Here is a 13,512-nt window from a genome sequence, read left to right as displayed (position 1 = left end):
TTTTCATTAATTATTAACTCTAAATATTTACATTTTTTGAAGAATCTATGATACTAGTAATACGTATTCCATACTTGTCTTCTACCACTACAATCTCTCCTCGCGCTATTAAAGATTCATTTACAAATATATCCAAAGGTTCACCTATTTTCTTATCTAAAATGAGTACTGATCCCATTGATATGTTAAGTAAATCTTCTATTTTTATTTTAGCTCGACCTAATTTTACTGTAATATTAACTGATACGTTAATAATATGCTGTATATCTTTCAATAATATTGAATCATCTTTATGATTTAATACTTGTAATTCATCTTTTTCCTCCTTCTTATCATTTAAATTAGCATTCTTAACATCTTTACCATCTGTATTATCTCTATTGTGATTATTAAGAATTTCATTCTCTGATGATTGATTTATCTTATCCATTAAATTATACCTTATTATAATTATTATTTAAAATCTGATTTAATTAAATTTTTAATACATAAGGCATGTTTTTTATTTACAATCTTATATTGACCTAATAAAATAGGGAACGTGTCTACATATACTATGCCATCTTCCGGTTTTTGAATAGGTATTATATCTCCTATTTTCAATTTTAAAATATTTGGTAAAGAAATTACATTTGCTCTTAATTGAACTGTTAACGTTAAATTTAAGTTATTAACATGATGTAATATTTTCTCTTTTATTCCATTGTTATTTTTTTTTAATTTTTCTGTATTTTCTGTATGCAAAAAATATTTTTCTATTATTACTAAAGGAATCATTATGCTAAAAATACTTTTTAAAGTACCAATATATAAATGAAAAGTAGTAATTGCAAAAATACTATTTTTTAAAAAAAAAGCAGATTTATCATCAGAAAAAAATTTAGATTTAATATGATTGACTTTAATTGAAAAAAAAATTTTCATGGATTTTTCGTATGCTTGTATCACTATTTTTGTAATACGCTTAATTATTTTACTTTCAGCTGTTGTTATTTTTTTATTATAATTATTTTTGTTTACTCCTAATATATTCCCCCCAAACAAATTTTCTATTATCATTGATAGAAAATCAAAAGAAAAAACTAAAAAAAAACAATCCTTAGATGCTTCAATTTGAATTGTATTTAAAATTATTGGTTTTTTAATATTTTTCCAATCATAACGATTAATTGCAATTTTAATTTCTTTTAATTTTACATCTATTTTATCTATATTTAAATAATCCGATATATTTATGGACAAAAAATTAATAAAATTAATGTTTACTTCTTTTAGTATATCAATATTTTTTTGTATTATATGATAATTATGTTTTATATTATACAAATATACATTTTTATTATCTGATATAATATAATTATTTTTATTGTTTTGTTGATTACAATTACTATTAATTGTTTTTTTTACATCATTTATAGCATTAATATTTTTTCCCATCAATTACTCACTAAGCAAAAAAACTTTTAAAAATAAAATGTTATTATTTATAACTCATAAACGTAATTAAGAAAAATTTTAAAAATATATTTTATGCATAAATATCAATTTTATTGGTAGAAAAAAAAATGCTTTTTAGACTAGTTATCTTAGAAAATGAAACAAGATTTAAATCTTTTTTCTCTCTTATAGGAACGGAAAACTTATCTAAATTATAAAAATTCTGTTTTTTATATTTATAATATTTATACGCAGAATAATATTTATTATTAATAGTAATTTCTGATAAATTAATACTATTTTTTTTAAAAATATCTTTTAAAAAATGAATCGATTCTTTTAAAATGGTAGATATTTTATTTTTTTTAGTAAAAATATAAAATTTAGCAATCTTATCTTTAAAATTCATTTTCAAGCGAAAAAAAATCATACCACAATACTCTTGATGTAATTTAAAATCTACCAAATATTCTATATTATTAATTTTTTTCAATATTGTATTATTTATTGCTTGTATAAAAAAATTATTTTTATAAAAAAAATCTAATTTTAAATACGGCGAAACATTTAAAATAGATTTTTTATTAATTGACAAAAAATTGCACTGTCTACTGACATTGATAAGATAATTTTTACTTAAAATACTGAAAAAATTTTTTTTATCTGCTTTGTTCTTAAAAAAAGATACTTCTTTTATCATAGAAAAATCAATTTTTTTATATTTTTCATCTAATAAAAAAATACTATTTTTTATATATTTTTTAAAATTTTTTAAAAAAATATTTTTTGATAAAATTAATTCTATTGAATTTTTAAAAATAGAATCAATAAAAAATAATAATTTTTGATATACTCCGAATCCTTTACTAAAATATTGAATTTTAACTTTCTTTAATAAAATTTTATTTGAAATAATTTTCTTCTTAATATTAAAACAAATTAAAATATTATTTTTTTTTGTCAATAGATTAATATCTAATTTTTTTTTATTTTTTTCTTCCAATTTCATAACATGATTATTTAACAAATAAAAAAGATTTATTTTATATTTTTTTTTATCTAGATTGTTATCTTTTTTTTTTATTTTTAAAAAAATATTATTTTCTGATAAAACAGAAGATGAATTAAAAAAATTTTTCTTATCTGCTTGAAAAGTTAATAAAAAATTATATAAAAATATATTTTTATCATGTTTTCTTTTTATTTTATGTGTATGTACATCTTTTATTAATAATTTTTTTTTTATAATATGGAATAGAATTAGATATTCTACACCACCCTGAAGACTTATCATTAATCCGATACGCCATATTTCTAAAAAAATTTAGTACATGTAACATTTATAGTTTTACACCCCTATTTTTAAAAAATTTTAATTTAGAAAACTCATCTATGTTTATCTCTTCCAATTCTGTTTTTCTCTTTAAGTCCCGTAGCAACATTTTATATTCTAAACATTCCCATCCCTTAAAATTACTATTTGCACGACGCCAATCAGAAAAAAAATTTTTTAATCTATTATCATATTCTATAATTAATTTGTTTTGTTGTTCTACAGCTGAATCTAATATTCTAATAAATTCAATATAATGTTTCCATTTTACTCCAGTCATTCCATATTTAACATAATAACTTAATTTATCATTATAATCACATTGATATTTTTTTAAAACGTTAAATTGTTTTATAATTTTTTTTTTTAAGAATGATTTTTTTTAACATAATAGATATATTTTCAATTTTTTTCTTTTCTAATATTTTTAAAGTAGCAATAAATGATCGTTTTTTTATCATATTTTATCCTAAAAGATACAATATTAAAATTAATATCACTGAAAAATTTCTTTTAACGTCTCACAAGAATTGATATAATCATGTGATTCTTTAATATCTTGTTTTAAAAATTTTTCTAATTCAGACCAAATCTTAATTGCTTGATCAAGTATAAGATTACTACCTGAAACATAGGCTCCAACACTAATTAACTCTTGATTACGTTGATAAACAGAGACTAATTTTTTAAAATGACACACTTGTAAATAATACCTGGAATCCACTAAATTAGGCATTAAACGACTAATGGAGCTTTCAATATCAATTGCTGGATAATGACCTGATTCAGCGTAAAATCTTGATAAAATAATATGTCCATCTAGAAACGACCTTACTGATTCTGCTACGGGATCATTGTCTGCATTAATTTCAGTCAATACGGTATAAAAAGCTGTAATAGAACCTAAACCATATTTACCATTTCCTGCTCTTTCCACTAAAGTCGATAATTTTGAAAAAACAGAAGGAGGATATCCCTTAGTCGCTGGTAATTCTCCCATTGACAATGCTATTTCTCGATGAGCCATCGCATAACGTGTTAACGAATCCATAATTAATAAAACATGATACTTATTATTTCTAAAATATTCTGCAATCCGAGTGGCATACACTGCTCCTTTTATTTGTAATAATGGAGAATGGTCAGCAGGAACAGCAATAACTATAGAACGGGATAAACCTTCCACACCAAGAATATTATTTATAAAATCTTTTACCTCTCGACTTCTTTCACCTATCATTGCTATGATAATAATATCAACTTGAGTATATCTAGCTATCATGCCAAGTAATACGCTTTTCCCTAATCCTGAACTAGAAAAAAGACCCATTCTTTGTCCTCTACCAATAGTTAATAGAGCATTAATAGATCGTACTCCTGTATCTAACACATCAGTAATAGGAAAACGCTGTAAAGGATTTATTTTATCAAATTCTAAAGATAAAAAATCTTTAACATTCAATCTTGACAATTCATCTAACGGACGACCCAGACCATCTAATACTCTACCCAACAATTCAAGACCAACAGGTAAAAATATCATTTTACTTGCAATTTTATTATTCATTAATTTCAAGAAAACACGAGAATTTGGTTGAATTCCAACAGCTTCTTCAATAGGTATTAATAACAATTTTTTTTCTTTAAAACCAATAACTTCACATTCTATTTCAGTAATATTTTCACCATGTATACTTTCAATGAAACATATTGATCCAATAGGTAAATTTAAACCAGTTACTTCTAATACAATACCATTTATACCTGTTAAATATCCGTAATTAAAACCGATAGGGAGACCATCTATTTGGTCTTCAAAAATAGTTATATTTTTTAACCATTTACTCAATCGTACGTTCATTAATAATTCTCATTACATAAAGAAAGCCTACAAAGTTCACGCCAAAGAGTAGAAATGGTGGCATCTAAATTTCTATCTTTTGATTCTATTTTACAACCACCTAGATGCATCCTATGATCACAGGATATACTCCAACCATACATATCAAATATCTTCCCAAAATGTTTTTTAATTACATCGTAATCATCTGGATGAATAATCAATTTTGGTTTATCAAAATGAATAGATTCCAATCTAATTATTTCTTTAATTTTATTTAAAATAAAAGAAGTCTTTATTAAAGGAGTATCACCTATAATTTTTGCGATAATCTTCAAAACTAAATGAACTAAATGAGTTGAAATAGTATTATCTAAAATAGATAATTCTACTTCAAAATCTGAAAGAAACGTATCAATTTTCTTTTGTGCAATCTGTTGCTGTTTTTCAAATTCTAATAAACCCCTTTTGACTCCAATTTCATATCCTATTTTTTCTCCTTCAGCAGAACTTTCTTCATTATTTTTTTTATATATTTCAGATTCTTTTTTAGAATACAATTCTTTTTTTACATTGTTAATTACTAATGAAGTCGAATTTTTTTTACATAATTGATCTTTATGCGTAATATAAGTGTTTTGTTTAAAAAACTGTGATGACGCTAATTCTTCAGGATACCATTTTTTCCATATTTTTTTTGATATTATGTCTGACATTATTTTACCTTACTTACTACAGTAATAATTTCCTCTTTTCTTAAAAAGGATCTCACAGTTTTCAAAATTATCGTCTGTGCATTGGTAATATCAGAAATTAATACGGTATTTTTTTCAGCAAGTTTATTCTGTAAATAATTTGCATCTTCTATTGACATATTTTTTATAAATTTATCCTTTAATAAATCGTTGGTATAACACAATGCAAGACATATTAAATCTAATTCTATGTTATTAACTAAATAACAAATATGTTCATCTTTAAAATTAACTAAATCCTTAAACGTAAACATTTCATTTAAAATATTTTTTGTTAAATTTATATTACAATCAAATAAATTATCAATGACTAATTTTTTATGATCATCATCCATCAAACTTAAAATATTAGATGTTTTTTTTATAGCCATACGATTATTTATAATATGTTCATAACGATTCAATATATCATCAACCACTTTTACTAATTCTATTCTTCCACATTTTTTCAGACCAGAAAATGTAGCCATACGAAAAATTATTTCAGAACGTTTTTTTTCAGTAAAAAAAATAAGAGTTTGAGCTGCTTGATCCTCTTTTATATATGTTAATATAGCAGTAATAATTTGAATGTGTTCGTTTTGGATTAATTGAAATAACTGATTAGCATTTACAGAATTTAGTTTTTTACAACGTTCTTCTATGTCTTCCATGCCAATACTTTCTTCTAAAAAAATCTTTGCTTCATTTTCACCTAATACTTTACTGAAAATTAAAAATAGATAATCACCATGAATATAACTAAAATAATTAATAGGATGAACAAAATCTATACATTCTTCAAGAACTTTATTGACTTCTAAAGAAGATATTTTATTAATATTAACCATGCATTTTAAAAATTTTCGTACTTCAAAATCAGTAAAACTTTTTAATACCTTTACAGCTAAATCAACACCTATCGACATTAATAAAATTGCACTTTTCTCAATACCATTTAAACTCATAATTTTTTATCACTCGTCCATTCTCTTACAATCTTTTCTATAATATCTACATTATTCTTAGATAAATTATCAGAAGTATTTCTAATACCATTATTATTTATATTTATATTTTCTTCAAAATAACTCTTATCGCTGTTATTAATTTTAACTTTTTTTTCATTATCTTTTTTATTCATATATTGTATATATAAAGTCTTATATTGATTATTTTTTTTCCTAAGAAAAATAAATTGAAATAATACTAAAAAAAATAAAAATAAAATAGTAAATGGATAAAATTTTAATAATAAATCAGACTTTATCAATTTTTCCCATATAAAATATAGTGTAGTTATCCCTTCTGTATTATTTGAATTATTTATATTTTTTTCATCTATTTTTTTTACTAAATGAACACTATTTGCGTGAAACATATTTTTATTAGATGTTTTGGAAAAATTAGAATCATTTACAAATAAAGAATTAACTATATGTAAAGTATCTCCTCGTACTTTAGAATATCCTACAACCTGACGAGTCAAGTTTTCAATTTTCTTCATTAGATTAATTGATAAAGGGACAGATTTTCCTTGATTATCTTTAACAAAATTGACTACTACAGCTGTTGATAATCTTTTAATCTCTCCAATACTAACTTTAGTACGAAGAATAGTGTGATCTAATTCATAATTAATAACATCGTCATGAGAATTTTTAAAATTCTTAAAATCATAAGAATTTTTATTTGTATTCCCATTATTCTTAAGATTTATATCTGCTATTTTACTATTATCTGATTCTTTTATATTTTTAATATTATTAATATTCTTTTCAGAAATATTAGACAATTTTTTTGAGGAATCAGAAGCAATTAATATATTGGAACCCTTTCCATCCAAATCTGTATTATAAGTACTTTGATGAGATCGAATAGCCTGCTGAGAATCATCGAAATTAGGTTTATATTTTTCTTCTGTCCTTTCTTGATTATTAAAATCTATTTGTGCTGTTACTTGTGCACGAATATTTTCTAATCCCATGATAGGACTTAAAATATCTTCAATCCTCTTTTTATAACGTTTTTCTAATTCTTCAGTATATCTTATTTTAATATCATTAATTTCATGATCGATAAAATCCAAATTGTTTAGTAAATTACCAGATTGATCAACAATAGTGATATGATTCGGTGTTAATCCAGATACACTACTAGAAATAAAATGTAAAATAGCATTAATTTGATTTCTATCTAAATATTGTCCAGGTTGCAAATCCAAAATAATAGATGCTGTTGGTGCTTTTTTTTCACGTATGAATAAAGAAGATTTAGGTAATGCAATATGTATTCTAGCAGATTTTATTAAATTCAACCGCTCAATTGTTCTAGCTAATTCTCCTTCTAAAGCCCTCTGATAATTCACTTGTTCATTAAATTGACTGATGCCAAATTTTTCTTTATCCAATAACTCAAATCCAATACCTGATCCTTTAGGTAAACCATGTTTAGCTAAATTAAATCGAATTTCTTGTATTCTATCATCGGGTACTAATAATACACCTGAAGTTTCATTAAATCTATAAGGAATATTCATTTTAACCAATTGAGAAATAATATTTCCTCCATCTTTATTAGATAATTGATTATATAATATACTATATTTTTTAGATTTAATACATATAGGTATTAAAAAAATAAACGTAATTATTAACGTTATCAGTATTATTAATATTTTAGATCCCATTCCAAACTTATTGAAAAAATTATTTAATGTTTTTTTTTCTTTTAATTTTTTATTTATGCTAATATTTTCTTTAAAATTCATAAAATTTCCTTTCTGATAGTATTCTATTCTATCAGTAGTAAAATATTAAAAATATTCAATATGATTATGTAAAAGAATTTTATTTTCTCTAAATTCTTAATATTATAATACCTGATAAACATGTAATATAAAAAAATGTGTAATTTTAATATAGTTAAATACTTATAAATAAAATATGTTAACATATTATTATTAAAAAATACTTTATAAACTTAGAGGCACCATGTCTATTAACAGAATTAACAATTCTAGAAATACAATAAACCTTAATCTATTAACTAACGTAGAAAAAAAAAATAAATTATTATCTAATAATTTTGCTGATTATATTAAAAAAACATTAAATAAAATAAACATAACTCAAAAAAATGCAAAAAAAAACTCCCAAGATTTTATATTAGAGAAACCTGGAGTTTCTTTGAGTAATGTTATGATAGATTTACAAAAAGCAAGCATTACTATGCATCTAGCTGTTCAACTAAGAAATAAAATAGTGTCTAGTTATCAAGAAATTATGAATATGCAAGTTTAAAAAATTTATATGGTGCTGGAAAATTCTCCAGCACATATTTATTTATTTAATAAATATATTAAGATTAAAAAAATAATTATAACTAAAAATTATAAATATAGAAAATTAATATATACTGATGGAGTCAAGCGGAATTGAACCGCCACCCTCTTGCATGCCATGCAAGCGCTCTCCCAATTGAGCTATGACCCCATATAATACAAGTGTAATTACAACATTACCAATGATATTATAACACTAAAATTCTTGCAATAATATTCATTAATAAATTTATTATTTTTTACTTATCTCATTAATTAATTTTCTCTATGTAATTAATGGCTTTTTTAATACGAAAAAGTACACGATTCTTACCTAAAAAATACATTGTAGTATCAATACTTGGAGAAATTAAAGAACCAGTAATTGCAAAACGAATTGTCATAAAGATACGGGATAAACAGATATCTAATTTAATAGATAATAATTTTACTAATTTTGATAAATTATCAACATTCCAAATAGAAACATTTTTAATAATGTTGATTATTTCTTTTAAAATAATTATATTTTTTATATTTAAATGTGTTCTTGTTACTTCATTATTTACGAAATCAAATTCTTGATAAAAAAAACGGGATAAATGAACGATTTCTTTTAAAGTATTACATCTATTGCAGATAATTTTAATTATTTCAGTTAAAACAGGACCTTCTGAAATATCTATTTTTTCTATTTGAAAGTGATACTTAAGACATTTTGCTATGTACTCCACCGGTAACTTGTTAATATAATAATGGTTTAACCACAATAATTTTTTTATATTAAAACAACTTGATGATTTACTTAAACCTTTTAAAGTAAACAATTTTTTCATTTCATCTACACTGAAAATTTCTTTATTTCCATAAGACCAACCTAATCTTAGTATACAATTCAAAATTGCTTCAGGTAAATATCCCTCTCTGTAATATTCCATTATATCAATAACATTATTTCTTTTGGACAATTTTTTCCCATTATTTTCTTTTATCATTGATACATGAGCATAAATAGGAATATCCGCACCCAATGATTTCAAAATATTAATTTGACGAGGAGTATTATTAATATGATCTTCTCCTCTAATGACATGAGTAATCTTCATATCTCTATCATCTATTACTACACAAAAATTATACGTAGGAATACCATTACTACGTAAAATAATTAAATCATCTAACTCTTTATTTGAAAAAATAATTTCTCCTCTTACGCTATCATGAAAAATTACTTTTCCTTTTTTAGGATTACGAAATCTTACTACGTAAGATATGTCATTACAATAATCGATTGTATTATCACGACATTTACCATCATATCGTGGTTTTTCACCTTTTAAAATTTGACTTTTTCTTAATTTTCCTAATCTTATACTAGAACAATAACACTTATATGCCTGTCCCGATTGAATCATAGAATCAATAATATCTATATAATACTGTAATCTTTTACTTTGAAAATAAGGTCCTTCATTCCATTTTAATCCCAACCATCGTAATCCGTTCAAAATACCTTCTACAGAAGATTCTGAAGAACGTTCAAAATCAGTATCTTCAAAACGTAATACAAACACACCTTTATTACGTTCAGCAAACAACCATGAATAAAGAGCTGTACGTACACTACCTATATGTAATTTCCCAGTAGGACTTGGGGCAAAACGCGTCTTAACCATTTTTATTATCCCCATTTTATTGTTAATCTTAATTATCTGATATTCCACCTATTATATTTAATACAGATCGAGTAATTAAATATAATATTAAATTTTTCAACAATTTTAGATTAAAAATAAATCATTATGATTAAAAATAAAACAAATGATAATTTTATTAAAAAAAAAGATTGACTGAATGCGCTTGATCTCTACAATAGGAATTGTAGATTTTAAAAAAATAATGTTAGGGTGATTAACTCAGCTGGTAGAGTTCCTCCTTTACACGGAGGTGGTCGGCGGTTCGAGTCCGTCATCACCCACCAATCATGGGTCGTTAGCTCAGTTGGTAGAGCAGTTGACTTTTAATCAATTGGTCGCAGGTTCAAATCCTGCACGACCCAAAATATTAATTAATTAATAAAAAATATAACTTTTAATTCATTTAGTTTAATAAAAATTTGATATTATGAATCGATTCTATTCCTAGATTTTTAGCTTGAATCAATTTTACACCTGGATTTTTGCCAAAAATAATTAAATTTACTTTTTTAGAAATAGAATTAACTACGATACCTCCTAAAGATTCTATTTTTTTTATCAATTCTATTCTATTAAGCTCATGGAAAACCCCCGTAATAACAATTTTTTTGTTAAAAAACAACATATTCTTGCTTACTGAACCCATACCATAATTTTTATCAGTATGAATATTTAATTCTTGTAACAAACTATAAAATAACTTACGATTTGATTGATCATGAAAAAAATTAAAAATATTTTTAGCCACAACAGGACCTAACCCATCTATTTTTAAAAAATCTGAAACATTAGCATCTATTATCTTATGTAAATATTTAAAATACTTAGAAAGTAACATCGCCGTTACTAATCCAACTTCATGAATACCAAAACCATAAATAACTTTGCTTAATGAAACAGATCGTGCTTTATTTATAAATTTTAAAATTTTTTCAGCGGATTTAATACTTATATTATTTAATAATATTAATTCATTAATTTTTAATTTAAAAACATCTGCAGGATTTTTAATATAATTGTTATCCACTAAACAATTAATTAATTTAGGACCCAAACCTTTTACATTTAATGCTTTTTTTGAAAAAAAATGATGTAGTGATTTTTTACGCTGTGCAATACAATTAAATCCTCCACTACAATAAAAATGACCATCTTTTTTTTTCTGTATTATTTCATACATACATATTGGACAAACTTTAGGAAAACTAATTCTATTATTTGTTTTATCAATATTCTTAGTAACAATATTAATAATCTTAGGTATAACATCTCCGGAACGACATATCGTTACGTAATCACCCACAGATAATCCTATCCTACTAATTTCTTTTTTACTATACAAAGAAACATTAGATATCTGTACTCCAGATATTTCTACTGGTTCTAAACGAGCGACAGGAGTTATCATTCCCGTTCTACCTACTTGAAAATCTACATATAAAACTTTTGTAACCTTTTTAATAGATTGAAATTTAAAAGCAATAGCCCAACGCGGTGATCTACTGGTGTTACCTAATATTTTTTGAAAATGAATAGAGTTTATTTTTACAACAATTCCATCTATATTAAAATCTAATAATAAACGTTTTTTTTCTATCTTATGATAGTATGACAATACTTCTTTTACACCATTACATAATACTGTATGACTATCGATAGATAATCCCCATCGTTTTAAATTTTGTAATTTGTCATAGTGATTGCTAATGCAATCTTTACCTTGAATCACATTGTACCCATATGCATAAAAAATTAATTTTCTTTTTATTACAATTTCGGAATTATTATGACGTAAAGATCCAGAAGCAACATTCCTTGCATTAGAAAAAATTTTTTCTTTTTTAATAACGGATTCATTATTTAATTTTATAAAATCACTATTTTTAATAAATACTTCACCTCGAATTTCCATCAAATCTGGAATATTAGACCCGTTTAAATTTAATGGAATGGTCTTAATTTTTATAGCATTACTGGTTACATCTTCCCCTTTTTCTCCATCTCCACGAGTAACTGCTTTTATTAATTTTCCTTTTTTATATATCAAATTTAACGCTAAACCGTCTATTTTAAATTCACAACATAATTCTATCTTATCGACCAAATTTAAAAAATTTTTAACCTTATTTTCAAATTTTAGATAATCATCCATATTAAAAACATTATCTAAAGATAGCATAGGTGTTAAATGAAAAAATATATTATCACTATTCCGAATATTAAATCCAACTCTTTGCGTAGGGGAATTAATATTAAACATTAAATTAATTTTTTTCTCTAATATCTGTAAATTTTTCATTAAAAAATCGTACTTTTCATCAGAAATAACCGGAGAATCTAACTTATAATATAAATAATTATGATATAAAATTTTTTTTCTTAATTTAATAATTTTATTTTTAACAGATCCCATAAAACACCATTTTGATATGGATATATATATTATTATTCTTATAATAATAAAAAAATTATTATGTATGTATTATATTTAAAAAGTCTATAAAATCTTAGTTATTATTTTAAAAAAAATAATCTTTATATTTTTAATACATTTTAAATTTAATAAAAATTAATTTTATTAATTATTTCTTATATTATTTATTAAAATTTTTACATTTATTCTTTAAAAAAATATTATTTAAACACTAATAATTTATAACCCAGTATAGTAATACTACTGTAAATATAATTATATTATAAATATTATTTATTTAACATTCAACTATACTTAAATTATAAAATAGTTTATATTTTTATTATCAATGTAAATAATAAAAAATACTTTTTTAATTTATAATTTATATGAAATATTAAAAAATATTTAAATCCTTCATTTCAGAAATATTTTATTATTTATTAATTAGAATAATAATTCTAAAAATAGATTATTTATAACTTCTTTTTCACTTATTAAATAAAATTATCTTTTAATAAAAATTATTTTTTATAAAATCTCTAAAAATATTTTTAAATTAATCATTTATTATATAATTCATATAATAAATTATATATTTTTTAAAATAATAATTTAATGTAATTATTTTAATGTTTAAAATTTTTACCAATTATTCAATATATATTCTCTATATACAATTTGAATTAATTATTAACTAAAAAAAATTATTTTTATATCATAGAAAATTTCTATG

Annotated in this window: 11 protein-coding genes and 3 tRNA genes; 3 read left to right on the top strand and 11 right to left on the bottom strand. The window is 22.7% G+C overall.

Annotation, left to right across the window (positions count from 1 at the left end):
• Nucleotides 1-19: 19 nt before the first annotated feature.
• The 8 genes from fliN to fliF all read right to left on the bottom strand — a co-directional run bounded on the left by fliN (nucleotide 20) and on the right by fliF (nucleotide 8,114).
• Entirely contained in the window at nucleotides 20-430 is a 411-nt protein-coding gene (gene fliN, locus AB4W65_RS00370) for a flagellar motor switch protein FliN (RefSeq protein ID WP_367673658.1), read from the bottom strand.
• 23 nt (nucleotides 431-453) lie between these two features.
• A complete protein-coding gene (locus AB4W65_RS00365) occupies nucleotides 454-1,437 on the bottom strand; it encodes a FliM/FliN family flagellar motor switch protein (RefSeq protein ID WP_367673657.1) in 984 nt (327 codons plus the stop codon).
• A gap of 91 nt (nucleotides 1,438-1,528) precedes the next feature.
• Nucleotides 1,529-2,731 (bottom strand): hypothetical protein, encoded by a 1,203-nt coding sequence (locus AB4W65_RS00360; protein ID WP_367673656.1) that lies wholly within the window; start codon nucleotides 2,729-2,731, stop codon nucleotides 1,529-1,531.
• Between the two features lie 46 nt (nucleotides 2,732-2,777).
• On the bottom strand, nucleotides 2,778-3,125 hold the full coding sequence (locus AB4W65_RS00355; RefSeq protein WP_367673844.1) for a flagellar FliJ family protein: 348 nt from the start codon (nucleotides 3,123-3,125) through the stop codon (nucleotides 2,778-2,780).
• A gap of 141 nt (nucleotides 3,126-3,266) precedes the next feature.
• On the bottom strand, nucleotides 3,267-4,631 hold the full coding sequence (locus tag AB4W65_RS00350; RefSeq protein ID WP_367673655.1) for a FliI/YscN family ATPase: 1,365 nt from the start codon (nucleotides 4,629-4,631) through the stop codon (nucleotides 3,267-3,269).
• Nucleotides 4,631-5,326, bottom strand: coding sequence for a flagellar assembly protein FliH (locus AB4W65_RS00345; RefSeq protein ID WP_367673654.1), 696 nt, complete (start codon nucleotides 5,324-5,326; stop codon nucleotides 4,631-4,633). Before AB4W65_RS00345 ends, AB4W65_RS00350 begins: the two co-directional genes overlap by 1 nt.
• Entirely contained in the window at nucleotides 5,326-6,312 is a 987-nt protein-coding gene (locus tag AB4W65_RS00340) for a FliG C-terminal domain-containing protein (RefSeq protein WP_367673653.1), read from the bottom strand. The genes AB4W65_RS00345 and AB4W65_RS00340 overlap by 1 nt, the downstream gene beginning before the upstream one ends.
• A complete protein-coding gene (gene fliF, locus AB4W65_RS00335) occupies nucleotides 6,309-8,114 on the bottom strand; it encodes a flagellar basal-body MS-ring/collar protein FliF (protein ID WP_367673652.1) in 1,806 nt (601 codons plus the stop codon). The genes AB4W65_RS00340 and fliF overlap by 4 nt, the downstream gene beginning before the upstream one ends.
• Nucleotides 8,115-8,337: 223 nt before the next feature.
• On the opposite strand from fliF, the gene fliE reads away from it, so the two are divergent.
• The gene (fliE, locus tag AB4W65_RS00330; RefSeq protein ID WP_367673651.1) at nucleotides 8,338-8,646 is read left to right on the top strand and encodes a flagellar hook-basal body complex protein FliE; all 309 of its coding nucleotides are present in this window, start codon (nucleotides 8,338-8,340) and stop codon (nucleotides 8,644-8,646) included.
• A gap of 119 nt (nucleotides 8,647-8,765) precedes the next feature.
• On the opposite strand, the gene AB4W65_RS00325 is transcribed toward fliE, so the two are convergent.
• Nucleotides 8,766-8,838 (bottom strand) — tRNA-Ala (locus AB4W65_RS00325).
• A 100-nt stretch (nucleotides 8,839-8,938) separates the two neighbouring features.
• The gene (gene gltX / locus AB4W65_RS00320; protein WP_367673650.1) at nucleotides 8,939-10,342 is read right to left on the bottom strand and encodes a glutamate--tRNA ligase; all 1,404 of its coding nucleotides are present in this window, start codon (nucleotides 10,340-10,342) and stop codon (nucleotides 8,939-8,941) included.
• A 229-nt stretch (nucleotides 10,343-10,571) separates the two neighbouring features.
• Here gltX and AB4W65_RS00315 point away from each other — a divergent pair.
• Nucleotides 10,572-10,647 (top strand) — tRNA-Val (locus AB4W65_RS00315).
• A 5-nt stretch (nucleotides 10,648-10,652) separates the two neighbouring features.
• Nucleotides 10,653-10,725 (top strand) — tRNA-Lys (locus tag AB4W65_RS00310).
• 41 nt (nucleotides 10,726-10,766) lie between these two features.
• Here AB4W65_RS00310 and ligA read toward each other — a convergent pair.
• Nucleotides 10,767-12,776: an NAD-dependent DNA ligase LigA gene (gene ligA / locus AB4W65_RS00305; protein ID WP_367673649.1), complete on the bottom strand. Its 2,010-nt coding sequence runs from the start codon at nucleotides 12,774-12,776 to the stop codon at nucleotides 10,767-10,769.
• Nucleotides 12,777-13,512 lie beyond the last annotated feature (736 nt).

The organism is Buchnera aphidicola (Pemphigus populi), from assembly GCF_964058935.1.
GTDB classification, from domain to species: domain Bacteria; phylum Pseudomonadota; class Gammaproteobacteria; order Enterobacterales; family Enterobacteriaceae; genus Buchnera_C; species Buchnera_C aphidicola_D.
This window is presented reverse-complemented; position numbering and strand designations above follow the sequence as displayed.